Source organism: Desulforhabdus sp. TSK (assembly GCF_022836495.1).
Classification (GTDB): domain Bacteria; phylum Desulfobacterota; class Syntrophobacteria; order Syntrophobacterales; family Syntrophobacteraceae; genus Desulforhabdus.
Genome location: NZ_BQXM01000016.1, coordinates 41,532 through 66,232, shown reverse-complemented (window position 1 = coordinate 66,232; position 24,701 = coordinate 41,532). Strand labels below are relative to the sequence as shown.

At 57.5% G+C, this 24,701-nt stretch carries 20 protein-coding genes; 8 read left to right on the top strand and 12 right to left on the bottom strand.

Features of this window, described 5'->3' with window-relative positions:
* Positions 1 to 242: 242 nt before the first annotated feature.
* From MWC30_RS11225 to MWC30_RS11205, 5 genes are all read right to left on the bottom strand, one after another.
* Positions 243 to 3,572, bottom strand: a complete 3,330-nt coding sequence (locus tag MWC30_RS11225) for a DEAD/DEAH box helicase (RefSeq protein WP_244084270.1) — start codon at positions 3,570 to 3,572, stop codon at positions 243 to 245.
* A gap of 41 nt (positions 3,573 to 3,613) precedes the next feature.
* Complete coding sequence (locus tag MWC30_RS11220) at positions 3,614 to 4,915, bottom strand: BREX system ATP-binding domain-containing protein (protein WP_244084269.1); 1,302 nt, start codon at positions 4,913 to 4,915, stop codon at positions 3,614 to 3,616.
* The gene (locus MWC30_RS11215; RefSeq protein WP_244084268.1) at positions 4,915 to 6,249 is read right to left on the bottom strand and encodes a BREX system ATP-binding domain-containing protein; all 1,335 of its coding nucleotides are present in this window, start codon (positions 6,247 to 6,249) and stop codon (positions 4,915 to 4,917) included. The genes MWC30_RS11220 and MWC30_RS11215 overlap by 1 nt, the downstream gene beginning before the upstream one ends.
* A complete protein-coding gene (locus MWC30_RS11210; RefSeq protein ID WP_244084267.1) occupies positions 6,246 to 7,091 on the bottom strand; it encodes a hypothetical protein in 846 nt (281 codons plus the stop codon). The genes MWC30_RS11215 and MWC30_RS11210 overlap by 4 nt, the downstream gene beginning before the upstream one ends.
* Before the next feature lie 205 nt (positions 7,092 to 7,296).
* The gene (locus MWC30_RS11205) at positions 7,297 to 7,992 is read right to left on the bottom strand and encodes a methyltransferase (RefSeq protein WP_244084266.1); all 696 of its coding nucleotides are present in this window, start codon (positions 7,990 to 7,992) and stop codon (positions 7,297 to 7,299) included.
* 389 nt (positions 7,993 to 8,381) lie between these two features.
* Between MWC30_RS11205 and MWC30_RS11200 the strand changes: the two genes are divergently transcribed.
* Positions 8,382 to 8,813, top strand: a complete 432-nt coding sequence (locus MWC30_RS11200; protein ID WP_244084265.1) for an RNA-binding protein — start codon at positions 8,382 to 8,384, stop codon at positions 8,811 to 8,813.
* Positions 8,814 to 9,107: 294 nt separating this feature from the next.
* On the opposite strand, the gene MWC30_RS11195 is transcribed toward MWC30_RS11200, so the two are convergent.
* The 4 genes from MWC30_RS11195 to cmoA all read right to left on the bottom strand — a co-directional run bounded on the left by MWC30_RS11195 (position 9,108) and on the right by cmoA (position 13,198).
* A complete protein-coding gene (locus MWC30_RS11195; RefSeq protein WP_244084264.1) occupies positions 9,108 to 10,082 on the bottom strand; it encodes a thioredoxin family protein in 975 nt (324 codons plus the stop codon).
* 83 nt (positions 10,083 to 10,165) lie between these two features.
* Positions 10,166 to 11,362, bottom strand: coding sequence for an alanine racemase (gene alr, locus MWC30_RS11190; RefSeq protein ID WP_244084263.1), 1,197 nt, complete (start codon positions 11,360 to 11,362; stop codon positions 10,166 to 10,168).
* Between the two features lie 65 nt (positions 11,363 to 11,427).
* Positions 11,428 to 12,399, bottom strand: coding sequence for a tRNA 5-methoxyuridine(34)/uridine 5-oxyacetic acid(34) synthase CmoB (gene cmoB, locus MWC30_RS11185; protein WP_244084262.1), 972 nt, complete (start codon positions 12,397 to 12,399; stop codon positions 11,428 to 11,430).
* 28 nt (positions 12,400 to 12,427) lie between these two features.
* Positions 12,428 to 13,198 (bottom strand): carboxy-S-adenosyl-L-methionine synthase CmoA, encoded by a 771-nt coding sequence (gene cmoA / locus MWC30_RS11180; protein WP_256461246.1) that lies wholly within the window; start codon positions 13,196 to 13,198, stop codon positions 12,428 to 12,430.
* A gap of 591 nt (positions 13,199 to 13,789) precedes the next feature.
* Between cmoA and MWC30_RS11175 the strand changes: the two genes are divergently transcribed.
* Both MWC30_RS11175 and MWC30_RS11170 read left to right on the top strand, forming a co-directional pair.
* Entirely contained in the window at positions 13,790 to 14,251 is a 462-nt protein-coding gene (locus MWC30_RS11175) for an SH3 domain-containing protein (protein ID WP_244084260.1), read from the top strand.
* Positions 14,252 to 14,330: 79 nt separating this feature from the next.
* Positions 14,331 to 15,275, top strand: coding sequence for a prephenate dehydrogenase/arogenate dehydrogenase family protein (locus MWC30_RS11170; protein ID WP_244084259.1), 945 nt, complete (start codon positions 14,331 to 14,333; stop codon positions 15,273 to 15,275).
* A gap of 102 nt (positions 15,276 to 15,377) precedes the next feature.
* Here the strand turns inward: MWC30_RS11170 and MWC30_RS11165 are convergent, their stop codons facing one another.
* Positions 15,378 to 15,908, bottom strand: coding sequence for a metal-dependent transcriptional regulator (locus MWC30_RS11165; protein ID WP_244084258.1), 531 nt, complete (start codon positions 15,906 to 15,908; stop codon positions 15,378 to 15,380).
* Between the two features lie 407 nt (positions 15,909 to 16,315).
* Between MWC30_RS11165 and MWC30_RS11160 the strand changes: the two genes are divergently transcribed.
* Complete coding sequence (locus MWC30_RS11160; protein WP_244084257.1) at positions 16,316 to 17,614, top strand: HEAT repeat domain-containing protein; 1,299 nt, start codon at positions 16,316 to 16,318, stop codon at positions 17,612 to 17,614.
* A 128-nt stretch (positions 17,615 to 17,742) separates the two neighbouring features.
* Here MWC30_RS11160 and MWC30_RS11155 read toward each other — a convergent pair whose 3' ends face one another.
* Positions 17,743 to 18,366 carry a hypothetical protein gene (locus MWC30_RS11155; RefSeq protein WP_244084256.1) on the bottom strand — a complete coding sequence of 208 codons (624 nt, stop codon included), beginning with the start codon at positions 18,364 to 18,366 and terminating at the stop codon, positions 17,743 to 17,745.
* 43 nt (positions 18,367 to 18,409) lie between these two features.
* Positions 18,410 to 19,348, bottom strand: a complete 939-nt coding sequence (locus MWC30_RS11150) for a ketopantoate reductase family protein (RefSeq protein WP_244084255.1) — start codon at positions 19,346 to 19,348, stop codon at positions 18,410 to 18,412.
* A 310-nt stretch (positions 19,349 to 19,658) separates the two neighbouring features.
* Between MWC30_RS11150 and MWC30_RS11145 the strand changes: the two genes are divergently transcribed.
* From MWC30_RS11145 to MWC30_RS11130, 4 genes are all read left to right on the top strand, one after another.
* Positions 19,659 to 20,444, top strand: a complete 786-nt coding sequence (locus tag MWC30_RS11145) for an IclR family transcriptional regulator (protein WP_244084254.1) — start codon at positions 19,659 to 19,661, stop codon at positions 20,442 to 20,444.
* Positions 20,445 to 20,784: 340 nt separating this feature from the next.
* A complete protein-coding gene (iorA, locus tag MWC30_RS11140; RefSeq protein ID WP_244084253.1) occupies positions 20,785 to 22,635 on the top strand; it encodes an indolepyruvate ferredoxin oxidoreductase subunit alpha in 1,851 nt (616 codons plus the stop codon).
* Between the two features lie 16 nt (positions 22,636 to 22,651).
* Positions 22,652 to 23,251 (top strand): indolepyruvate oxidoreductase subunit beta, encoded by a 600-nt coding sequence (locus MWC30_RS11135; RefSeq protein WP_256461245.1) that lies wholly within the window; start codon positions 22,652 to 22,654, stop codon positions 23,249 to 23,251.
* Between the two features lie 3 nt (positions 23,252 to 23,254).
* A complete protein-coding gene (locus MWC30_RS11130) occupies positions 23,255 to 24,553 on the top strand; it encodes a phenylacetate--CoA ligase family protein (protein ID WP_244084251.1) in 1,299 nt (432 codons plus the stop codon).
* The last annotated feature ends 148 nt before the right edge of the window (positions 24,554 to 24,701 follow it).

Here is a 24,701-nt window from a genome sequence, read left to right as displayed (position 1 = left end):
GTAGGAGCGGCTTCCAGCCGCGATTCTGATGGAGCCAGCTATTTCCATCGCGGCTGGAAGCCGCTCCTACAGGATCATCAATAAGTCACGATCTTATCCGTTTGGAGTATAATATTTAGTATTACAACGAGAGTTCTTGAGTAGGGTGGGCTTTGCCCACCATTCTAGGCCGAAAGCATTGGTTGGTGGGCAAAAGCCCACCTTACGCAGGACAACAATGTCTCGTTGTCGTGTTAGGCATTTCAAGAAATCCCTTTCTCGAACCATCTTCCCGTTTCCTCGATGCTGTTCAGACCGAGTTGACGCATTTTCTCGAGCGTTCCGTATCCCATGCGAGGAATGAATTGAATATCCTGTTCACGCAGGGCCTGTCGATAGCAGGCTTCAAAGTAGGGGCAGGCTGTGCAATGCTCTTGAAGGAGCCAGGACGCCTTGTCGGGAGTCTTCCGCAGGATCCCCGCGACATTGTGGAGCAGGGCGGGCATTGCCGCGCGGTATGGAGCGAGAGGGAAACGATGCATTTCTGCTCCTTCCAGGCTTTCACTGGGGCGCGTGAGAAGAAAACCGGAATGGGAAACACGGGTGGGAGACAGTGAGCTTTGTCCTGAAAAGAGGGCGATTTCAAGCAGCAGCGCATAGAACGCCACCTGCCACTTCTGGCTGTAATGCGGCTGAGGGCTGTCCTTGATGTCTCCCACTTCCAGCACCAGTCCGGAGGGAGTTGCCGATGCGCGGATCAGGTCCGGGATGCCGATGCCGTCGATCTGCTCCAGCAGTGAATCGAATGTCCGTTCGGGTCCCGAGGGCCCTTCCAGGGAGCCGCCCAGTTCCTCGTGGAAAAAATACCGGAGAAGGCCGGGGGCGATGACCACCCCGTGCACAACATAGGTGGGAGCTTCACAGGGCATGGTGCGACACAGCAGGTCCAATCGCTCCCGGGTTTCTTCGAACCTGGCTCCCAGCTTGCGGGGACTGCCGGAACCGCTCGTTTCTTCAATGGCCGTCAGCCTTGCACCGTGGCGCCGCAGATGGTCGAGAACGTGCGCTTCGTGTCGGAGTCCGCGCTCGGTTCTCAGGGATTCCAGGTCTGTATCGGCTCTGACCCGCCGTGGAGGCTGCAGGTCGGGCGGAAGAAAGTGGAAGCTGAGCCGGCGTTGGCACTGTTCATGCCGCATGTATTCGCTCACTATCGTTCCCGTGAGAGGGCGCGGATGGTGTCGGGCTTCGGGGGAAAGCGCCCAGGGTGGCCGGCTCCCGTGAACAGCCCATCGTTCTTTTTCACGCACGAGCAGTGGAGGCGACAGCGAAGTCTGCAAAATGACGGGTTGCCGGACCAACTCCTCACCCTGTGGCAGGTTCAGAAAAGCCGGATCCCCGGATACGATTTCCGAAGGATGGGTCAGATAACGGTTGAAGGCATCGGCCACGCGGGGATCGAAAAGAAAGTCCGTCAGCTCTTGCACGAGGAGGAGGGTGGGCAGGGCTTCGGAAAAGGAGTTGAGGGGAATCAGGGCAAGGAGAGCCCTGAGGTGATCTCGAACCCAGTCCTCATAGTCTTTTTGGCTGCCGGGCAGGGACAAACGCTTGAAATCGATCCAGTGTGAACAGGTGACGCCGACCTCATCCGAAGTGACGTAGAAGTCCTGGAGCATGCCCAGATCCCGGTCCAGGGTGTGGCGCAGGATGAGATTGCCCAGGGAACCGAGAAAGGTGTGGTAGCGATAGAGTCCCCGGGGGTCTCGCGCGACTTCGATGCCGTTTGCGAGCAGGACCTTGCGGTCGTTCCGTGCCAGCTCCTCGTCGAGGAGCCGGCGGGCTCGAGCGAAGAGACCGACGGCCGCCGTGTCCGTTCTTTCTTCCGAATCGTTCAGAAGGGTGCGGATGGATTGGGCCACTTCGAAGGACACCTGGAAACCGGCTCCGAGCCACAAAATTTCCTTGTCGTCCAGCCGATCGGCGGGCTGGGCCAGGACGCGCTTTCGTTCGCCCTCGTCGACGATCTGGGCAATCTGGATGCGCTTTCCCGCCAGATGCACGCGGTCGCCCGGTTCCAATTGACGGACGATGGAATGGGGCAGGTCGGCTACCGCGTCTCCCCCCAGCTCCAACAGGTAGTCTTCTTCGGCTTTGGGGAAGTTGCTCCATATGCTCCGGTCCAGGAGAGCATTTCGGTACCTCCATCCGCCATGGAAGAGGCACGCATGCTTCGCTTCCAGGGGAGGTGTGCTCGCCGACGCGGACTCGGGGGCGTTCCGATGGATGGGCGGCTCCCGCCGCAGCCAACCCTGTTTCTCCATGGATTCAAAAAGGATGTCCAGGGGCTCTCCCCATTCCGGAAAAAGATCGTGCAGGGCCGGCAGGGAAATGCGCTTCTTTTCGTAGAGGCATGAGAGCACCTGCTGCACCATCACGCTGGGGAACCGGTTGGGCAGGGGCTTTTCCACGGTTCCCCGCCTCGCCAGGCGCAGCAGCCCCAAAAAGCGGAGCAGCTCCGCCCCCGCCCGCTCCCCACGGCAGATCCCCCAAAAATGAGTGCTGCTCTCGCGGCGGTTGGAACGTCCGATGCGCTGCAGAAAAGCCGATACGGAATCGGGGGGGCCGAAAAGAATGACGGCATCCACGTCCCCGATATCGATTCCCAGCTCGAGCGTGCTGGTGGCAATGACGAGGGCGCGGCTGCGGCGGCGGAACCGGTCTTCGACGCCCCGGCGCTCCCTGGGCTTGAGGTTGGAATAGTGCAGCTCCGTGACCCCGGCGAAGCGTCCCTCCGCGGCGAGCAGGGAGTACAGCCGGTCGCACTTCCCACGGCTGTTGGCGAACAGGATTATTTTCCGGTACTCGTAGACGTCATGGAGATCGTTCAGGAGAGCGGTGATTTCCTCGTCTTCTTTTTTGATGTGGATGAGATGGGGAACGATTTCCCGCTGCACGGGGCTCAGGAGATGTACCGCATCGGGTTGAAACCTGAAAAAATCCATGATGCCCTTCACGTCCGAAATGGTGGCTGAAAGGGCGATCTTTTGTACCGGCCGGCCGGTGCGGCGTTGGAGACGTCGCAGGAGGCAGACCAGCTGCTTTCCCCTGTACTGGTTTACGAGGGGGTGGACTTCGTCGATGATCACCCGGCGCACACGCTGCAAAAAGCTCTGGAGATCCCGGTTCGAGCTGCCCATGAGGACATCGAGAGATTCGGGAGTGGTGAGCATCAGACAGGGCCGGCCGCCGTGCCGCTTGATGTCGCCCGTACGGATGCCGAACGGCAGCCCCAGGCGCTGAGTCAGTATGGAAGCGAGGCGCCGCTCCAGGTCGATGGCCAGAGCACGGGTGGGAACGATGTACAGGATGGATTCGGCGCCTCCCGACCGTATCACACCCTCGATGCAGGGGGCCAGAACGGCCTCTGTTTTTCCAGAGCCCGTTGCCGACTGCAGCACCAGGTCACGACCAGCCAGGACGGGGGCGATCGCTTGGCTCTGCAGGGGCTGGAGGTGGCGAAAGCCGCCGTAAAAGGCACGGTAGGTGTTGGGTAGCTGCAGCAGAGGGGATGCGAATTCCTGGTCATTGGGCGCCATTTGGCGGAAAACTCAAAGGTTGCCTGTGATGAAAGAGCCCTTCAAGCCGGCTCCAGCCCTTGCTGTCCGAGCCGCTGCTCCTGAAAGCCCACGTCCAGGCAATCCACGAGGGCTTTCAGCTTCAGGCGGGTTTCCTGGTTGCGCAGGGCTTGGAGGCGATGGGTCATTTCCCGCATCATGGGCAGCTCCGAAGGTTCCCACCGGTAAGTCCTCCCGTGGAGGATGATCAGTTTTCGGCATAGCTCTTCCCATTCCTTGGGAGACAGGTCGCTCAGTCGGTAGACCGTCAAGTGCTCCCATTCCCGGGCATAGTCGAAGTCAAAACAGGGATCTTCCAAAGCACCACGTACCGTCACGCGTGTGTAATCTTCCTGATGAACCTGGTGGAAAAAATCTTCGGTAAAGGCAAAAACAGGGTACAGGAACGGTGAAGATTCGAAGGATTGAGGCGCAAGGAAGTGGTGCAACACCCTGTAGTTCTTGCTGCGAAGGCGGATGCCTGCCTGCACAAGGGATTCTCCCTCGTCGAAGAGAAGGACCCAGCCCCGGTAGCCCATGCTCCGAAAGAGACGCGCCAGGGATCGAGTCAGCTGAATGAAATATTCCGGACGGCCCTTGCTCAGCGCGGTGTCCTTGTGAAACGAAACCTGACGGTATTTGAAGACATTTTTTAAACGAGGCGTCGGAACCGCTTCCCCCGCCAGCGCCCGATTCAAAAGCGTGGAAAATTCCCAGGGGCGGAACCCGGCGTGCTTCTTCCGGCTCTTTTCCTTTTCCGAAAGTGTGAGATTCTTTTGGGCCATGGCCGCCAGGATCGCTCTATAGAGGGGGGGCATATCCTCGGGCAGAAAGTCCTCCGGTTTCCTCGATTGGTTTTCGCTCCGGGCCGTCTCCTGCTGCACCCACTTTTTCCACTGTACGTTGAATGGGGCATTGGTGCCGGGAAACTGGATATTGGCCATGAGCGCCCGATAGATCTCCCTGAAGCGGTGAAACGGGAGCTCCCGTGGATCGAGATTGACCGCACTGGTGACAAAACCTTCCCGCAGAGCCCGATCCTGAATGTAAGCCAGGCTGTGGGATTTACCCTGTCCGTAGGCTCCCGCGACACAGAGGTGGGGGGCCTCTCCTGCGTCCAGGGCATGGAATGCCCGGTCGGTTTCCGCCTTCAGACGATCTTCGTGAGCCGTCAGGAGCCGAACGGCGACGGGATCGAAGAGTCCTTCACGGAGCCGCTCCATGGCGCGACGGAGTTGGAAGTCCTTCTCGTTTTCCAGCGCATTCCGGAACGCCTCGATTTCCTTCTGTGGATTTGTGTCCAGGGGATGGGGTGGGGTCTGCATCAATCATCCCATTTGGGCTGAAGTTGTTCCATCTTCTCCTGTTCAACCTCGCGCCGGCTGGAAAGGATCTGTTCCTTGAGATCCAAGGATTCTTCGGGTGCTTCTCCCTGCTCGGCCATATCCAGGACCCGGATGACGCCCTTGATGAAAAGCCGGACCTCGCTCAGGAGTCCCATTTGTTTCTGGTACAGGCAAAGCTGCTCCAGAAGCGATTCCTTCACCAGTTCTTTTGCATCCCAGCGATAGGAAATCTCGTGAATCCGGCGCAAAATCAGTCCCAGTTCTATGAGCTCGGCCGTTTCAAGGGGAGTCTTGTGCAGATCGATGAGAATGCTGCGGTAGTTGAGGCGTTTGCCTTCCCCGATGGAGCGCACCCGGCTCCACAGGGCATCGTAAGATTTGAAGCCTTTCTCCGACAAGAGGACGTCGGGAATGATGGAAAAGAAAATGTGCAGGTGCTGCGCCTGCTCTGTGTTGTCTATGAGGAGGCGGACATTCTCGAAAGAGGTGTTGCGGACGGAGGTGGACTGCGTGATGACGCTCTCCAGCTCATCCAGAAGCAGGATAAGGCCTTTGCAGCCGAGGTACCTCAGGAAGGCCACGAGGGAGCTGAAGAGCCGTTTGCTGTTGGTTTTGTTCAGTGATTCGAAAATTTGAAAGGGCTTGAGGTCCTTTTTGGCGACCTTTTCTCCCTCAAACCACTGGTAAAGCAGCTCTCGGACGCCGGTGCGGTCCTCTTCCGTTTCCCCTTCCTGAAGGGGCTTCCACCGGTTTTCCAGCAGGCTCATCAGTCCATTGGCAAAATTGGTCTCCATGCCCGCAAGGGCGCGAATATTTTCGTCCGTCGTTCGCAGCTTTTCCAGCAGGGTGCTCTCGAGTCCAGGGGACTCGTTTGAATGTGCGTCCGAATGGAAATTCGAAACCCAGGCATCCAGGAGGCTTCGGATTCCCTGGAGAATGTCCTTCGGGTTATTGTACGCCGGCACGCGCAGTTGTCGTATGATTTCCCTGTAAACCACTTCGAACTTTTGCATGGGGACTTCACGGGAGAGAACCACGAAAGAAACGGCAAAACCCTTGTCCAGGGCCATGTGGCGGATAACAGACATGAAGTGGGTTTTTCCGTCGCCATAGTCCCCGTTGATGAAGCGTACCTTGGCCCCGCCTTCGGCAATGTAGTGGTCCAGGTCGTCTTCGATGAATGTCAGCCAGTTTTCCCTCCCCACAGTGAAGAAAGGAACGTAATCCATCGGGACACTCCCTTTGCGGAGCTCCTCGATAATGGCCCTCGCCTGGAAGGGCTTCAACGCATCCAGCTGATCTTTGGGAATCATGGCTCAGCCTTTTGAAAGGAAATGCCGGTGATCTGGCGCTTTTCGCCGTCGCTGTCGATCAGCCACAGAGAGTTGTTTCTGCCCGGCCTCAGTTGCAGGGCGTATCCCTTGGATGTCCCTCCCGTGCCGGCCTGAAAATAGCGCCAGATATCGACGGCAAATTGGTCCAAGGTGTAGCCGCGAAACTTCCCTTTGTCCATGTCCTGGAAAAACACTTTGCTCTGAAGGGACATGACAAGCTCGAAATAAAACCGCTGAATGGGGACGGGATTCCCTGGAGACAGGCCGTCTTTTTTGAGTATCTCGGAGTAGGTCTGGTACAGACCGTCGATAAAGGCTTGTGCGTCATACGGCCGGTCGTAAAGTTCCCGCTTGACCCTGAGAATCGCTGAAATGATCCGCTTGGGATCAATGGATTTGATCGCCTTCTTGTTGATCAGGGTGCTCCTTTTGGCGAAATCGATCGTTCCTTCGATGCCCTTCAAAGAACTGAAGCGGGGAAAGTCTATTTCGAGGGGGAGGCCGGCTTCTTCGGCGCGCGCCGCCAGATCTTCAATGAGATTCAAACGGTATCGCTCCACCTTTTCGTCGGCATAGCTTTTCAGTCGGGCCAGGAGCGCGACACAGCCGCCCAGCTCTTCTTCTTTCTCTATGTCTCCTGCAATTTTGGTCTGAAGCAGTTCATCGAGCTGAATGAAATCATCTCGGTCCGCGCAGCGAATACACGCAGTCAAGAATTCCGCCATGCGCTGCCGCTGGGCCAGCTGCTTTTGGTAAGGTTTGAGTACTTCAGTCAATTCATCCCGAATTTCCTGCAAAAACAGTGCATCGGTTCCCGTCATGTTTGCACTTTCCTTCATAAAGGAAAAAGCAAAACGGATGCCGACGATCCACCGGCACCCCATTCCACTTTTCCGAGCAATATCCGTCCGATCCTCATTCTGTTTGGCGGAAAGCCTCCACGGCAAATATCCGCGCCAGCATTATGAACACCTTTGCCGGCAGGATCAAGAGTGGAGTTGACGCCAGGCTGCTCACGCCGCCGTGTCAATCTACCGTCTCCCTTGCAGCCGGGGACAGCTCGGTGACCGTATACACCGTGGTTTTCTGGAGGTGCTTCCCGGCAATGTCGACATCGGCGGGGGCCTGGTAGACGGCGAGGGGCTGCAGCGGTGCCTCGTGGAGGTTGCCCCGTGAGGGGTCTCCCAGGAGAATTTTGATGCCCCGCGCCGCCAGGTCCTGGAACCATGAGAGGACCTTGCCGGCGAAGGCCGGGTCGAAGAACATGTCTCCTGCAAGCACGACGTCAAAATCCTGGAGGGGATCGCCCACCAGGTCCAGGATGGTCGTCTCGATAGCGACCGAATTGGCCCCGGCGTTGAGCTTGATGGCGGCGGCGGCCATGGGGTCGATGTCCGAGGCCAGAAGATGTTCGGCTCCCGCCATGCTCGCTGCAACCGCCTCGATGCCGCAGCCGGCGCCGAAATCGAGCACTCTCTTTCCCGCAACCCATTCGGGGTGATCCAGAATGAATCGCGACAGCGCCTGGCCCCCAGCCCAGCAAAACCCCCAGTAGGGATCCTCCAGTCCAATTTTTTCCAGGTCCGGTTGGGTGGCATACCAGAGGCGGCAGGCATCCGTGACCAAATGGAGCCGTATTTCGGGGCACAGGAAGGGTCTGGTGAGGCATGTGTTTTGAATGATGAAGGCATTTCTTGCCCGTTCGTTTGAACCGATCTTCATGACTACTCTATTCTCCCGGGAATTGCGGATAGGCCGGCCAGAGGCGGCTGCGATCAAAGGACTATTCCATGGAGCTGACTTTAAAACAGCGCATGCCAATAATCAATAAAAGGGTTGTCCCATGGGATAGCCCTGCTCTTGTCGCTTGATTTCATTCACCATCGCGGGTTAAGATGCTTCGAAGATATCTCGGCGACTATTTTGCATGTTTTCGACCAGTGCTCCGTCCACCAATGTTTGAGGGAAAGTGTTACTCCGCCGATAACACGCGTGCCCTCCACCCGGCAATGCCTCAGAGTGGCTATCTTCGGTGTGTTCTTCTGACGGTATGCAGGCCGTCCGGATCCGGGATCAGTTACCGGCATTTTCTCTGAAAGAAAAGGATTGTTATGAACATCTACGTAGGCAACCTGTCGTTCAAGACCACCGAAGAGGAGTTGCAGCAATTATTTGAGAAGTTTGGAGAAGTGAGCTCAGCCAAAATCATCTCCGATAAAATCACCGGCAAGTCCCGAGGGTTCGGATTTGTGGAAATGCCGGACCGTGAGCAGGCCTTGGCTGCCATTGCCGGACTGAACGGCAAAGAGATGGAAGGCTTCACCCTTACCGTCAACGAGGCCAAGCCCCGCGAGAGCGGCGGTGGAGGTGGAGGTCGGCGCAGCGGTTCAGGAGGGGGTTATGGCGGCGGTGGAGGCCGCAGGAGTGGCTCGGGTGGGGGTTATGGCGGCGGTAGTGGCCGCGGAGGCGGAGGATTCGGTGGGGGGCGCAGCGGTGGCGGTGGAGACCGCGGTGGCCGCGGTGGTGGCCGTCGTTCCTACTAGGCGAGAGACAATAAAACGGCTCCATCCCCCGGGGTAGGGCGCATTTTATGCTCCATCCTCAGTGCGGAAGTGCTTGTTTCAACGACCGTGCGCAAAACGCACCCTACGTTGTCCGCCCCCTTCAAGGCGGGAATCGCACTCTTCCCTGAGGATGAAAACCTTCGTCAACCTGCCCAACCTTCACAAATTGCGTCTTTGAAAAGTCACCCAAAGGAGGAAAAAAACTCCGGCCTTTGGGTGACTTTGGGCCCCGCAAAGCCCCTCCCTGTGCAAGAGGAGGCTGCAGCAGAAGGCTCAGCCCGCCAGTTTCTCGAGGGCCTCTGCCAGACTGCCCGCCAATTCCTCTTCCTCCAATCTGCCCTCCAGGGACTTCAGCGTCGGCACCCAGTTCTCGTCCCCCACCTCTCCCGTCAGGTACAGGATATCGCCCTGGATGGATGCGTTCTGCTGCTGAAAGATCCGCCACAGGGGGGGCAAGACCTCCCGTGCCAGTTCAGGCGCCGATGCCGCCATTTCTTCCACGGCCACCATGGCGCCCAGTCGCACGCTCCATTCCAGGTCAACGAGCAGGGGGTGGAAAGCGGGGAAGACAAGGTTCTTTTTCACCATCATCTCCGCCAGCAGGAGAGCCTGCCCCTCCTTCAGCATCCGCTTCAGGGCGTCCGTTTCCAACTGGGACGGATCCACCTTTTGGACGAGCTTCAGGATGTCCGCCATGTCCACCGCCCCCGTCAGGCGATAGATCCCATTGACGAGAACCGTGGGGACCGCCTGGATCTTGTGATGCTCCGCCACTTCAGGGAACAGCCCGCAATCCACAACGGTGGCCCTGCCGGCGGGGTGTGCAAAGACGAGGGGGATGATTTGGCGCAGTGCTCCAGGGCAGAAGGGACACCCGTCGCTGACGAAAATCTGCAGGTCCGGCGGCAGGGACAAAGCTTTCACCTCGGATGCCAGGTGCTCTGGAAGGGAGCTCTGTTGAAAGTCGGGGAACGCCAGAATTTCCAGGAAGGGCTCCAGTTCGGTCCCCGTGGGAATGGCATGAAAGCACCAGGCCTTTTGATAGAGGAAAGCGGGAAGCTCCTGTTCTTGGGTGGCTTCCTGCGCCATGTGTATTGAGGGAGCTGCTTCATGGAGGAGGCTGCAGAACGCCTGGAATGAATCGCTCCTGGTGTCCGGGGTCCTGAGGAAACGCAGGGGAACGGGGCGGTCCAGCTTTTCACTCCACTCTCTCAGAATGTGCATCTCTTTTTCGTTCAAGATCGGCATGGCCTTCCTCTCGGTCTCTCCGCGTCCCCGCTATGGAAGACGGGACGCGGAGAGACTGCACAGTGTGCTTTGATCAGCGTCAGTCAGCGCTCTGTCAGCGTCTTCAGCGTCCCATCATCTCCCACGCTCTCAGTCGATGCCCCCGCCATGCTTGGACCCACCGGAATTCGGGGAACACGTCCGGCGATATTGGTGACAATCTCGTAATTGATGGTGCCCAACTGTTGAGCCAAATCATCCACGGTGATCTCCTCCCGGCCCTGCCGTCCCACAATCACGACGGAATCCCCCAATTTCACCCGGCCGCGCAAGGCGGTCACATCCACCAGGCACTGGTCCATGCAGATGCGGCCCACCTGGGGACAGCGGACCCCGCCAATGAGAAGCTCCAGCTTGTTGGAGAGCAGGCGGCTCATCCCGTCCCCGTAGCCAAGGGGAATGGTGGCGATGAGAGACGGTCTGTCGGTGCGAAAGGCGTGCCCGTAACTCAGGCCTGTACCGGCAGGGACCTCCTTGAGAAACGTGATCCGGGTCTTCCATTCGAGGACCGGCTGGAGCGCGTCGACCTGCGGGTTGGACATGACATGGGACGGCTTCAAGCCGTACACGGAAATGCCCGGGCGCACCGCATCGGAATGAGCATCCGGCAGATCGAAAATTGCAGCACTGTTGGCAAAATGAAACGTTCGGATCCCATAGCTCCGGGCGACCTCCCGCGTGCGATGAAATTGAGCGATTTGCTGCTGGGAAAAGGACTTGTCCGCCTCGTCGGCCATGGGGAAATGGCTCATCATGCCCTTGATGGAAACATTCGGGTAGTTGCGGCACCGTTCCAGGAAGTCCGCCACGGCATCGGGGTGAATGCCCACGCGCCCCATGCCCGTATCGATCTTGAGGTGCGCGGAAATCGTTTTGCCGGTCCTGGCAGCTTCCCCGGCAAGGCTTTCCACCATCTCCACCGTGCAGACCACCGGTTCGCAGGGGTAAGCCACCAGGTAGGGGCTGTTTTCCGGGAGAGTGGCCGAGAGAACGATGAAGGTGGCTTTGAGCCCTGCATCTGCCAGGTCGATGGCTTCGGAGACGTGGGCGACGCAGAAGGTCTTGTATCCCAGACCCACCAGGTGGCGGCCGACGATTTGCGCGCCGTGGCCATAGGCGTTGGCCTTGATGGCGGGCCACAGCGGCCTTATCCCCACCAGCCCCTGGAGGAGGCGCATGTTGTGGGTGAGGCGATCCAGGTGAATGAAGGCCTGAGTGAAATGACTTGAATGATGATCCAAATTCAACCTCCCGTGGGATGCTTCCGCTCAGAGCTTGCGTCTTTCGACGCCTGAACGGATGGTGGTCACGGTTTTGTGGCGAGAAAGATCGCTCTCCTGGGGGCCGGGAGTCCCTCCACCGTCAGATGAGGGTTTTTCGGGTCCAGGTAGTCCGGCAGGGATTCGAAGGTCATCCAGTCGGTGGACCGTTGTTCCTCGGTGGTGGTCCGGCATTCGTTGACGAGGCGCACGTCGGCGAACCCGCAGCGCTTCAGCCAGGATTCCAGCGTGGAGCAGGAGGGAAGAAACCACACGTTGCGCATCTTGGCGTAGCGTCCCGGCGGCACGAGGGATTCCCGCGGTCCGCCTTCGATGACAAGGGTTTCGAGAATGAGCTCACTCCCTCTCCGCAGGCAGGACTTCAGCTCCAGCAGATGGTCCATGGGAGACCGGCGGTGATACAGCACGCCCATGGAAAAGACGGTGTCAAAACCTTCCAGGTCCTTCGGAATATCCTCTATCCCGAGGGGCAGGACCTGCACGTTCGGATGGTCCATATAGCGGTGCAATGCCTGGAACTGGGCAACGAACAGCAGGTATGGATCGATGCCGACGACGAGCTTTGCTCCCGCGCCCGCCATGCGCCAGCAGTGGTAGCCGTTGCCGCATCCCACGTCCAAAACCAGGCGATCCCGGAGGGGTTGAATGTGCCGGCAGAGGCGCTCCCATTTCCAGTCCGAACGCCATTCGGTGTGGATGGGAATGCCGAAAACGCGGTAAGGGCCCTTCCTCCAGGGGTGCAGCTGCCGCAGGAGCTGCTCCAACACCTGTCGAGCACCGGCATCGCAGTCGCCGGAATCTCCGATGCGCACGGCACCGACATTCAGGTCCACGGAGGAAGGCTTCAGGGGAGGGAGCCGACGCAGGATCTCCTGCCACCTGGGCCAGTCCCCGTGGGGCGATTCGAGCAGCGCGCGGTTCACGCGGCGCGGCAGTGTCTGCAGCCACGGAGTCAGGGGAGTCGCTTCCAGTCTCTGGTAGAAGGCATTGTAATCCATAAACGGCCGTCAGCGTGTTGAAAACGCCTCACTTTTGTGCACAAAGGGATGCAAAATTGAGGCATTGAAACCAAACCTCGCAGTGGGTGAAGCCTGCAGTGTAAATGCGCTCCCGGTGTGCGGCAAGGGTTTCCGGGATGAGCACCTTTTCCAGGGCGGTCCTTTTCTGGCTGATTTCGAGGTCACTGTAGCCGTTGGCCTTCTTGAACGCATGGTGCATGTCCGCATGAAACGCTTCCTGATGGGGATGGGGGAACCGGATCTTTTCCGAAAGGACCAGGATGCCGCCGGGCAAAAGTCCCTCATAAATATTCCGGACGACCTGGAGGCGATCGGCGGGAGGGATGAACTGCAGGATGAAATTGAGCACGACCACCGATGCGTTGCGGATCTGAACATCCAGGATGTCGGCGCACACCAGGTCCACGGGGATGGTGGAGGCATCGGTCTCCATGATGCGGCTGCATCGGCGGACCATGGCTTCGGAGTTGTCCACGGCGATGATGCGGCACCGTGAGTGCCGCAGGTGATGGCGCATGGAAAGGGTGGCAGCCCCCAGGGAGCAGCCAAGATCATAGAGAAAGGTGTTTTCCCGGGCGTATCTGTCGGCCAGGATACCGATCATGGAGATGATCGCGGCATATCCGGGAACCGATCTCTGTATCATGTCAGGGAAGACCCGGGCGACGGTTTCGTCAAAAGTGAAATCCGCTATTTTTTCGCGCGGCACGGCATACACCGCATCACGTTCCCTGCCGGATTTAATTGAAGGTACAGAGGTTTGACTTCGAGCATGCATGACGTGACAGCCATTCAGTGGTTCATGTTCCCTGGGTTCCCCATGGTCGACTTCTGAGCTTATAGTCAAGTGCAGCACACAAAGCAATAGGGTCGGAGTTGCCAGATGGGCGTTCATCTGGTAACGTTGCAGCCATAGTCGAGGTGATCGTGCCCGAGCTTTGGCTGTGGGGAAGCTCGGAAGAGGCGGAGCCATCAGAAAGCGACGATGTTCAGGATTCTCGTTATTGGTACTCGGGAGATCTCTATCTCCACCCTGTCGGCTGTGATTTTTCGCTTGGCACATGAGGTGGATGCTGTCCGTACCCTTGGGGAAGCTTTGGATCACATCGCTTCCGACACGGGGCTTTTGAGCGCTGCTTTCTTCCTTCCGCATTGCCGACACCGGGGTGCCTCCGGTGGGCTTAGGCCGAATGCCTCGAGCCGGAATGGCCTTGCACGCATCTTGTGCGCAGGCCTGTACGGCATGGAGCCTCATCCGTTTACGATTTGCGATGGGGGGTGGAGTGCTGAAAACGATACGCACGGAGTGCGCTTCGTTTTCTCAATCGTCCATGGCAACCAATCGGACCATTCAACAAAGGAGGAATGAGTGAAAAGGACTATTTCAAATGGTGTGGCGGGGGTATGTGTTTCCATAAGTTTTCTTTTCCTGGTCTATTCCGGATCAGTCTGTGCCGACAGCATCCTGAAAGACCAGGTAAATATACGCTCTGGACCAAGTATGAAGAGCGAGGTCAGCTTTCGTGCCCCACTGGGATATCCCATCAAGATAGAAAAAGTACAGGGTGACTGGGTTTATTTTTGCGACTGGGAAAACAACAGGGGGTGGGTCCATAAGCCGCTCGTTTCCAAGGTCAAGACTGCGGTCATCCTCGTCACCGAAGCGAACCTGAGAAGCTCCGGAAGCACGAAATCCAAAGTGGTGGCGATAGCCAAGCGAGGGGAGATCTACAAGGTGCTCACCACCAAGGGTGAGTGGATTCAGCTGGGTTACTTCTTCGGGGGGGACCCAGTCGGCTGGGTGCGATCCGACCTCGTCTTCACGGGATAGAGCCTGCCGGAAGCTCGACAAGAATCAGGGGGCGGAGCGTTTTTGCAGCGTGGGGCGCTGCAGGCCATAAGGAAGGACGATGATGTCGGAGAGTGAAAATGCGATGGTTTTTGAGGCTTGTGGCCATGTGCCGCCTCATCCACGCTGGGGACCGGGAAGCCGCATGGGTGTGATCGGCGGCCTGGGGGAAATGGGGCGATTGTTCGGTAAATTCTTCCAGGAAATGGGGTATCGGGTCACGGCGGCCGACCTTTCCGCCGAGCGCACCAACCGGGAAGTGGTCGAGGAATCGGACGTGATTTTGTTTGCGGTTCCCCTGCACAAGACCGTCGCCGTCATCCGTGAGCTTGTTCCTTTTACGCGCCCGGGTCAGCTGCTCATGGATCTCACCAGCCTCAAGACCCTGCCCATCGCGGAAATGCTCCGCTCCCCCGCTGCCGTCGTTGGGCTGCACCCCATGTTCGGGGGGCGCATTTCCTCTTTCAGGGGGCAGACACTCGTGGCCTGTCCCGTCCGCATCGAACGGGCGGATTGGTCCCTCCTGCGGCGCCTCTTTGTGGATCGAGGGGTGAAAGTCAAGGAGGCCTCGCCCGAAGAGCATGATCGCATGATGAGCATCATCCAGGTGCTCTTCCACATGACCACGATGCTCACAGGCCGGGTGCTTCGGGATTATGGGGTCGATATCGCCGAAACCATGGAATACACGAGTCCCAGCTATCGCCTGGAAATGAATCTTCTGGGGAGAATCTTCGCTCAGAGCGGTGTCCTCTACTCCGCCATAACGCAGATGAATCCCTACACGAAGGATATCCTTGGCCTTCTGCGGGAGGGACTCGACCGCTACGAAGAATGGTATGACCGGCAGGATCTGAACGCTTTTGTGGAGGACTTTAAACGGAGTGCTGCACACCTGGGAGAATTCAGCAGGCAGGCCTACCAGGAGAGCTCAGCGATCCTGGATTTTACCGTGCGATTGGCCAATTCCGCTGCCGAAGAAGAAAAGCAGGAGGCGGCAGGGTAGATATTGCTCTCCCGCGTAGGGTGGGCTTTTGCCCACCAACCAATGCCATCGGCGCAGAATGGTGGGCAAAGCCCACCCTACGCAAGAGCTCTCGTTGCAGTACTACGGCGATGCGCCGTTTTCGTTTTGAGCATCGAGCCTTTCAAGGCATGTCTTCAGGCAGTTCTCACAGTTGGAGGTCTGGATGCCCTTCTGGCAGTAGCGGGCGAAGGCTTCGAACCAGTCCATTCCCGTGCGCGGGCAGATCTTGATGAATTCCAGAAAGCGCACCAGCCGGTCGATAGCCAGAGGGTCGATGGCGTGCTCGATGCGGCAGGCGTTGGCTTCGGCATCGTCCGGTTCCATTTGGAGGGCCGTCACGAAAAGGTCTTTGAGGGTATCGTGCCGTCGAATGATATCCTTGGCGATGCTGCGTCCCGGCGGAGTCAGCGTGATGTAGCTGTAGGGACTGTAATTGATGAGCCCGCGGCTGGCCAGCGCCTTCAAGGCTCCCGTTACGGAAGCTCGCTGCACGTTCATCTGGTCGGCGATGTCCTTGGCTCGAGCGACACGATTGGATTGTTCCAGGTGGAAGATGACTTCCAGGTAGTCTTCCAGGCTGGCGGAAAGTCCTTCCGCGATATCTGAGCTCATCCCAAGCGCCTTCCTCCCTTCTGAATGGATGCTCCAGCTTATCCATTTCCCTCGTGAGCGTCAAGCTCCAACGGCCGGAATCTCGTGTCGTTTCGCCGAGCCTCGAAGGGATGCGTGCCGGGCTCGGCTCCCCCGGAGGTCCTTAGAGAAGAGGCATTGCCGCCCGCCGTGCCAATTCTTTCGACATGGGCCGTGGCTGTGCTATAGTTCTGGGGAGCGCGCAGGGGATAAGCCTTCGGCTGTTCGCGTTGTCGGAACCATGAATCCCTTTGAACGCCGACTGGTTTTGACAGGAACGGGAAAAGCTGTTAAAAAGCCTTGCACCTTGAGCCCTTACATGGGAGGGCAGGACCGCCTGAACGGGGGGGCTTCGTCCCGCAATAAATGATCTGAAAAGGATTAAGGAAATGGAAAGCAATCCGCAAGCTCCTCTGAATCCCCTTCAACCCGTGTTCGAGTTGCTGCAGGGAGGCGATCCCGACGTCATCGCTGCCAAATACAGCTTGACCCGGCAGGAACTGGAAAAACGACTCCATGATTTTCAGGAATCGCGGCGCCGCATGGCCCTCGCCGACAACCTCCTCATCACTTCGGCGGGAAGAAACGATCCCTGCCCCTGCGGCTCGGGTAAGAAGTACAAGAAATGCTGCCTGCCCAGGCACGAGGAAGCGCGCAGGCAGATGCCCGCCGACCGGCTGCAGGAAATGGAAGAGCAGGCCAAGAAAAAGGATAAACTGGAAAAAGATGTGATGAAAGGCTTCGATCTGCTCTTCGCCCAGGAAATTGACAAAGCCGAGCGCCTGGCGGAGCGTCTCCTGGAATCCTATCCCGAAGAAGATCGGCTCCATGACATCGTCGTCATGGCCGCTTTCGTCCAGGGAGATTACGACCGGGCATTTCACATCACGCGCGAGCGATGGCAGGTGGCGCAGGAAGAAAAGGCGTTTTACCAGGAGAACGGATTTCACAAAAGGGAGGGCATGGATCGGAAGAACCTGGTCTGCTTCTATTCTCCCTCGACCTGGCTGGAAAAATTCTGGGTCGCCCAGCGCGCCCGTACCTACCGTGATCTGTTCCCGGCCCCGGAAGATCCTCAGCTGAGGAAGCTGGTGGAAGCTCTGAAGGCCGCAAACGATGCCAAACGATTCCCGGGCCGGCAGGAAGAAGGGTATGAGATGCGGCGTCAGGCCCTGGCCGGAACCCTGGAGCAGGTGGAACAGGCGGGGCCTCGAGCCATCCCCTATCTCCTTCCCTTGACCTATTCTTTCTCCTGGGCCAGCCTGTTCGTGCCCGATCTTCTCCATGCCTACGGCTCAAAGGGATCGGAGGAAAGCATCCGCGTGCTGGCGGAGCTCTCCATGTTCCGTTTTCCCTATTTCGCTCAGAAGTGCCTCGTGAATTTGGAAAAGCTTGGAGCTCAGGCCATCCCCGTGGTGGCAAAGGTGCTGAGGGAAAACCCGGCCTTCGATGAGCTGAAAGTGGGCTTGATCAGTGTGCTTGGAAATGTTGAGACCCCGGAGAGCTTCCAAATCCTGGTTTCACTGACAGAGCATGAAAACCCCTATGTGGTGAACTGGGTGGCTCAGGCTCTTGCCAATCACAAGAACCCTGCAGCGTTGCCTTATTTGGAGAAGGCCAAGGAGCGCCTGGGAGAGCTCAGCAAGATCGCCGGGGCCATCAAGGATCTGGCCGGAGAGTTGGCCTGATGCCGAAAAAATTCAAGCTGGAGCTTATCCTGTGAGCACTACGAGCGTAGTGGAGGTTGGCGAAAGTTAGCATCCCATGGGACAGTGCGATTCCCCCCTTGAGCAGGGGGGAATTTTTAGACAGCGTCTCACTCGTACTGACCGAAGCAAAGCCACTTGAAGTCTGTCCGTATCTTTTCCGGCACATTCTTTCCGATCCGCACCATGAAGAGATTGTCATCGTCCAGGCAAATATTGGGTTCATTGGTTGGATGCTCGACAAGCCCGACTGTGCTGAAGAGGCGAATCATCATCTTTTTGTATTGGGCCGGCGTCATCCTGGAGGCCTCCAAGTCCCAGGTCCAGGTATACCCCACCATATAGACGATCTTTTCTTCCACCAGAGGGTGAGCCATCATTCCCCTTGCGATGGCTTGCCCCAGGCCGACAGATCTCCAGTCCCGACTTACCTCGATGGCTTTGGCCTCCATCATGATTTTCGGCTTGAGGTGGGCCCAGCGCTCCGCCGGATCCGGGTAAACCACCATGCCAAAGGCAATGATGGTCCCCGCCTCCGTGAGGGCGATCACCACGTTGGAGTCCGCCTCCCCCGCTCGGATGATGAGGCTTTGCCTCCTGGTGTAAAGGGATCGGTAATGGGTGTGCTCCCGGAATTGGGGATCAAATCGGAGATTCTGCAGATCCTCTGGTGTTGCGAGAATATAGATGCCTATCTCTCCCTTGTCGGTCTTCAGGCTGATTTCTTTTCTCACGAGCTCCACCGTCTTAGGGTTTGTTGATGTCCGTGGATAAGATCTACCGCAACAGGTAATTGCTCTCTATAGCCCTGACCAGGTTGGTCATGGTCGAGTAACAGGGGGTGGGTATCCCCAGCGCCTTTCCATATTCCACAACCTTTCCACCCAGAAAGTCGATTTCCGTGCGTGTCCGGTTGGCGACATCGACGCACATGGAGTCTTTGTGGATGCCAACCTTTTCAAGGTAGGCGAGGGCGGTTTTGAGGTAGTCTTCTCCCAGGTCGTATCCCATGGCTCTGGCAATGGTCAGTACCTCTGTGAAACAGCCCTCGGCTATCTCCCTCGTAGGGGGGAATTCCAACGCTTCCTTGATGGTTTTGTCCGTCACAGCACAGATGGAAGCCATCGTACATTTCATGATCATTTTTTTCCAGACGTACAATTTGATGTCATCGACACACTGCGTGTCCAGTCCGCCCTCTGTCAGGATCTCGGCGACCCTTGATCCCATGGGTTGGTTCTCGGGGACGAGAGCACCCAGGTGGTTGGGGCGGTTGAAAAAGGCAGCGGACACTTCGCATGGGCCGCGCAATGAAACGCCGTAATTGAGTGTCATGCGAAAGACGGCATCGGCACCGAAGACATCCGCGATGACATCCTCGGTCCCCAGGCCGTTGTGGGTGCTGACGATCTTCATGCCCGGCTGGAAAATCTCCTTCAGAGCATCGATCACCGCATGCAGATGGAATGTCTTGGTTGCGATGAAAATGAGATTTGGATTGTACCCCTTGAGCCCCGTGATCCGTTCGACAACGTTGTGAACGGAAACGCGGTAATTGAGCTCTCCCGAAACGATTATTCCATTCTTTTTCAGTTGATCTTTGAGACCAGCCCTGCGGGCCACGAGTACGGCTTCCGGGTTCCGAGCGAGCAGGGCTGCGGCCAGAACGGCGCCCGTTGCTCCAATCCCCACCACAGCAATCCTGGGATCATCCATTGTTTCAAACCCCTTTCATAGTGAGAGAGCCTGTTTCGCGCCCCATCCCCTGCAATGTTGTTGACTTCACCAACTTTCGTCATTCCGGCGAAAGCCGGAATCCAGGCAAATTAAAGACTTTCTGGACCCCGGTTTTTACCGGGGTGACGTTAAGCCCGCAACATTGATCACCCCGGGCGAGGTTTCCTTTGCCGTGAGGGACGGAACAGCAAAATTTCAAAAACAGAAAAGTTTTACTTGACAGACAGAAAAACCCTGATTTATAGTTTCTCTCAATGCGATAATGGAGTCTCGAATTAGGAGAAACTTTGTGAGCAAATCATTCGGCACTCTGGAAAAAGCGATGGAAATCCTCCGCCTCTTCAGTTCCGAGCAGCCGGAGCTCTCCGCTCCCGAGGTCGCAGAAAAGCTCGAAATGCCCTTGAGTACAGTCTACAAGTACCTGCAGGTTTTCTACAACAAGAAATTCCTATCCAAGGATGACCGTACCAGCAAGTTCTTCCCCGGCCTCACCATCCTCAAGCTGGGGCTTCTAGCGGCCAAAAAAATCTCCGTCATGGAAATTGCCTCCCCCTATTTGAAGTCTTTGGCCGATCGTTCTCTCGAAACTGCGGTTTTGACCGTCCTGGACGGACGCAATGTCATGTGCGTCGACATCATCGAAAGTCCGAGGGCGGTGAAGTTCATTACTGCCAAAGGCAATATGCTGCCGTTGTATGCAGGTTCTCCCGGAAAGGCCGTCCTGGCCTTTAAAGATCCGACGTTCATCGACGAGCTGATTGAAACGACAGGTCTTGCCCGGTTGAACAAGAACACCATCACGGAATCCCAGCGGATCAAAGAGGAGCTGGCGGCCATTCGCAGGCAGGGATTCAGCGAGAGCGATTCAGAATTCGAATCCGATGTTTGCTCCGTGGCCGCGCCCATTTTCGATTACAAGGGGCAGGTCATTGCTTCCATTGCCGTTGCGGGTCCGGCGGAACGTGTTTTTCGAGAGAACAAGCAAAATCTGATCGATCTGGTGAAGGAATGCGCCCAGGGGATTTCCTCAGAATTGGGGCATGGAGACGGTCCGGGAAAGCGTCGCCGGTCATGAGGCGGCCCTCGGCGGTGGATGGCCATGAGGGGGGTGGGCTCCCTTCGGTCCATGAGAAAGACGCCAAAGGCTTTCCCGCTGCATCCTGCGTGGGCGTTGGGCCGCATGCATTGACACTTACCACGACGAGGAAGCTCCACATGAGCCAAAACACAGCAGGATTTCATCGAAGTGGCTCCAACGCCGGGGCGCGGCACGGCCTTCCCGAGACGTATCCGGAGGATCAGGGCTCCAAGAACAGGGGGCCTCCGGCTGATCCCTGCCGTGGGCGTTGGCGTGGAGACCGTACCGTTTGTTGATAATGACGAGTGAGTAGACGACCTAGATTAAGGGAACGATCATGCACAAATTACTTTCAGAACAGCGCGGCAAGAAAATGCTCCTCCTGGGCAACGAAGCGATTGCGAGGGGGGCCGTTGAAGCAGGGCTTGCCATTGGCGCGACCTATCCCGGCACTCCATCGTCGGAAATCTCAGCCGCTTTTTTCGAGATCTCTCGCGAGAGCGACCTGTACTTCGAGTACAGCACCAATGAAAAGGTGGCCCTCGAGGTGGCGGCTGCCGCGGCAAACTCCGGCGTGCGCAGCATGGCCATCATGAAGCATGTGGGATTGAATGTCGCTGCCGATGCCCTCATGACCCTCGCCTATGTCGGTGTGAAAGCCGGCATGGTGATTCTCACGGCGGATGATCCCTTCATGTTTTCCAGCCAGAACGAGCAGGACAACCGCTACTATGGAAAGCTTTCGGGGCTCCCCGTCCTGGAACCCTCGTCGGTCGAGGAAGCCAAGGAAATGATCAAGCACGCCTTTGATCTTTCGGAGAAGCTCCAGGAGCCGGTCCTGTTCAGAACGACCACCCGCATCAATCACTCCACGGGAATCGTCACCCTCGGCGATATCGCTCCCGTCAAGACGACCGGCGACTTTGTCAAGGATCCGTTCAGCTATGTCACCGTCCCGGCTGTATCGAGAAACCTCCATGTAAAACTACTGAAGCACTGGGACGAGGCCAAAGGCCTTTCTGAAGGTTCTTCGTACAATTTTACGGAAGGGAACGGCCCCTGTGGGATCGTCTGCAACGGCGTCAGCTACAATTATGTTTCGGATGCGGTGAAGGACCTCCAGTGCGAAGACAAGGTCAAAATCTTGAGGGTCGGGTTCTCCAACCCCATGCCCGAGGCTGTTGTCAAAAGCTTCCTCAAGGGGTGCGAGAAAGTCCTGGTCGTGGAAGAGGGCGAGCCCTTCATGGAAGAGGCCGTCAAGGCCTTCGCCCAGGAAGAAGGGATCACCATCCCCATCAAGGGAAAGGGGCCGGGGCAGTTCTCCAGGCTGTACGAGTTCGATCCGGCCATGGTGAGGAGGGTGCTTGCGGATTACTTGAATGTTGCCTATGAACCGGCCGGTGTTGTGGATGTGTCCGATCTCCCGGAGATTCCCCAGCGGCCACCCAACCTGTGCGCGGGCTGCTCCCATCGGGCGACCTTCTACATCGCCAAGCAGGCTGCCGCGGGAATGGAAACGATCTTTCCCACGGACATCGGCTGCTACACCCTCGGGGTGCTCCCTCCACTTTCCACGGCGGATTTCCTCATCTGCATGGGTTCCTCGGTAACGACCTCCTGTGGTTTTTCCAAGGCAACCAAGAAGAAGGTCATTTCCTTCATCGGGGATTCGACCTTCTTTCACAGCGGCATACCCGGGCTCATCAACGCGGTCTTCAACAACCACAACTTCACCCTGTTCATTCTGGACAACGGCACGACGGCCATGACGGGCCACCAGCCGAACCCTGGCGTGGAAATGGAGAGGCTCGGCCTGTCCGGATACGGCCGTATTGCCATTGAAGATGTCGTGCGGGCCGTTGGGGTTAAGGAAGTGACCGTGATCCAGCCCTTCAAGGTGAAGAAGAGCATCGAAGCGGTCAAAAAGGCCTTTGAATACCAGGGAGTATCGGTCGTCATTTCCAAGGAGATGTGCACGCTGTACGCCAAGCAGTTGAAGCTGCAGCGGGGACAGAGGTATCGGGTGACCGACAAGTGCAAGAACCATCGCGACTGCATCAACCAGTTGGGGTGTCCGGCCTTCTATCTGCGTGACGGCAAGGTTCAGATCAATCCCATGCAGTGTACAGGCTGCGCGGTGTGCGCCCAAATTTGCCCTGAAAACGCAATCCTGCCCATAAAAGACTAAAACAGCCGGGGATGAAATGAGCACAACACGAATCATACTAGTAGCGGTAGGCGGACAAGGAAACCTTTTGGCATCCAGTGTGTTGGGTGAAGCCGCACTCCTCTCGGACATTCCCGTGCGGATGAGCGAGATACACGGCATGGCCCAGCGAGGGGGCGTGGTGGAATCGGCGATGGTGTTTGGAGATGCCAGGAGCACCGTCATTTCGGATGGGGAAGCGGACGTCCTGGTGGGGTTCGAGCCCTCGGAGACGCTGCGTGCCCTGAGAAAATGCAACAAGGACACGGTGGTGGTCACCAACTTGGAGCCGTCGCCTCCCTTCACGGTGGCCATTGGCAAAGGGAAGTATCCCGACCTGGATGAATTGCAGAAGCTGATTCGCGCCAAGACCGCCCGGCTCATCGCCATCGATGCGGTGAAGCTGGCGCGTGAAGCGGGAAACGAGCTTTCGGTGAACATGGTTTTGCTGGGAGCCCTCATTCAGACGGGAAAGCTTCCCATCAAGGCCGAGACGGTTAAGGAAGCGATTCGAAGCAAGACGAAGCAGGCGTTTGTCGAGTCCAACATTAAAGCTTTTGAGCTGGGTTTTTCAGCAGCGCAGACAGAAAGGAACTGAAAGATGCCCTACAACGACCAATTTGAGTGTATGCCCTTTGAAGAGTTGCAGAAGTTTCAGCTGGCGAAGCTGAAGGAGACGGTGGCCTGGCTGTATGAAAGGGTCCCTTTCTACAAGAACAAATTGGATGAGCTGGGCATCAAGGCAGACGACCTCAAGCGTGTCGAAGACATCAGCAAGCTCCCGTTCACGGTCAAGACCGACCTGCGGGACAATTATCCCTTCGGGCTGTGCGCCGTGCCTCTGAAGGAAGTCGTGCGAGTGCATGCCTCCTCCGGAACGACGGGGAAGCCCATTACCGGTCCCTATACCGTTGGCGACCTGGATCAGTGGAGTGAATGCGTCGCCAGGGTGCTGTGGGCGGCAGGGGTTCGGGAAGATGACATCTTTCAGAACGCTTACGGACATGGTCTGTTCACCGGAGGTTTGGGATTGCACCAGGGCGCAACCCGTCTTGGCTGCACCGTTGTTCCCACCAGTTCCGGCATGACGGAAAGGCAGATTTTGATCATGAAGGACTTCGGCACCACTGGTATTTGTTGTACGCCGTCGTATGCGTTGACCATTGCCGAGCGCGCGGAGGAGTTGGGCACCCCTCTCAAGGACCTGCCCCTGCGGGTGGGCGTGTTTGGCGCCGAGCCCTGGACCAACGCCATGCGCCAGGAAATCGAGGAAAGGATGGGGATCAAGGCGAGAGACATCTACGGCCTGACGGAGCTTGGCGGCCCCGGCATGGCCTATGAGTGTGAAGCCGAAAACGGTCTGCACATCAACGAGGACCACTTCATTGCCGAGATCGTCGATCCCATCACCCTGGAACCGGTACCCATGGGGGAGCGCGGCGAGCTCGTCCTCACCGCCATTCAGCGGCGCGCCATGCCTCTGCTCCGCTACCGCACCAAGGACATCACGACCCTGAGAAGAGAGAAATGTTCCTGCGGCAGTACCTTTGTCAAGATGGACAGGATCACCGGCCGTTCGGACGACATGCTCATCATCAACGGTGTCAACGTTTTCCCCTCCCAGATCGAATCACTCTTGAAGGACTTCGAGGAAGTAGAGCTCCAGTATGTACTCCATGTGGGCAAGAAGAAGCACCTGGACCAGGTGAATCTCCGAGTGGAAGCCAAGCAGGATGTCTATGACGCTGGGCCCGAGAAGATTGTCCAGGTGGAAAAGAAGATCAGCTCTCATATCAAGGGGATACTCGGGGTCGGCGTAGGGGTTGAGCTGGCTGCCCCCAAGGCCTTGACACGCAGTGAGGGGAAAGCGGTCCGCGTGATCGATGAAAGACCCAAATAAAGGTGTGGGTAGATTCTCATGGCATTCTAACCAAAACAAGGAGATTTTATGGAGGCTTCCGTTGTTAACCCTGCATTGTCGTGGACGGTCTGGGTGCTGTTGATGGTCGCTATTACCGTCTTTTGCCTTGTCGGCACATGGCTGATCG

Excerpts from the sequence above, each read along its gene's own strand:
- MWC30_RS11225 (WP_244084270.1), bottom strand. The coding sequence starts at position 3,572 with ATGGCGCCCAATGACCAGGAATTCGCATCCCCTCTGCTGCAGCTACCC.
- MWC30_RS11220 (WP_244084269.1), bottom strand. The coding sequence starts at position 4,915 with ATGCAGACCCCACCCCATCCCCTGGACACAAATCCACAGAAGGAAATC.
- MWC30_RS11215 (WP_244084268.1), bottom strand. The coding sequence starts at position 6,249 with ATGATTCCCAAAGATCAGCTGGATGCGTTGAAGCCCTTCCAGGCGAGG.
- MWC30_RS11210 (WP_244084267.1), bottom strand. The coding sequence starts at position 7,091 with ATGACGGGAACCGATGCACTGTTTTTGCAGGAAATTCGGGATGAATTG.
- MWC30_RS11205 (WP_244084266.1), bottom strand. The coding sequence starts at position 7,992 with ATGAAGATCGGTTCAAACGAACGGGCAAGAAATGCCTTCATCATTCAA.
- MWC30_RS11200 (WP_244084265.1), top strand. The coding sequence starts at position 8,382 with ATGAACATCTACGTAGGCAACCTGTCGTTCAAGACCACCGAAGAGGAG.
- MWC30_RS11195 (WP_244084264.1), bottom strand. The coding sequence starts at position 10,082 with ATGCCGATCTTGAACGAAAAAGAGATGCACATTCTGAGAGAGTGGAGT.
- cmoB (WP_244084262.1), bottom strand. The coding sequence starts at position 12,399 with ATGGATTACAATGCCTTCTACCAGAGACTGGAAGCGACTCCCCTGACT.
- cmoA (WP_256461246.1), bottom strand. The coding sequence starts at position 13,198 with ATGCATGCTCGAAGTCAAACCTCTGTACCTTCAATTAAATCCGGCAGG.
- MWC30_RS11170 (WP_244084259.1), top strand. The coding sequence starts at position 14,331 with ATGATGTCGGAGAGTGAAAATGCGATGGTTTTTGAGGCTTGTGGCCAT.
- MWC30_RS11165 (WP_244084258.1), bottom strand. The coding sequence starts at position 15,908 with ATGAGCTCAGATATCGCGGAAGGACTTTCCGCCAGCCTGGAAGACTAC.
- MWC30_RS11160 (WP_244084257.1), top strand. The coding sequence starts at position 16,316 with ATGGAAAGCAATCCGCAAGCTCCTCTGAATCCCCTTCAACCCGTGTTC.
- MWC30_RS11150 (WP_244084255.1), bottom strand. The coding sequence starts at position 19,348 with ATGGATGATCCCAGGATTGCTGTGGTGGGGATTGGAGCAACGGGCGCC.
- iorA (WP_244084253.1), top strand. The coding sequence starts at position 20,785 with ATGCACAAATTACTTTCAGAACAGCGCGGCAAGAAAATGCTCCTCCTG.
- MWC30_RS11135 (WP_256461245.1), top strand. The coding sequence starts at position 22,652 with ATGAGCACAACACGAATCATACTAGTAGCGGTAGGCGGACAAGGAAAC.
- MWC30_RS11130 (WP_244084251.1), top strand. The coding sequence starts at position 23,255 with ATGCCCTACAACGACCAATTTGAGTGTATGCCCTTTGAAGAGTTGCAG.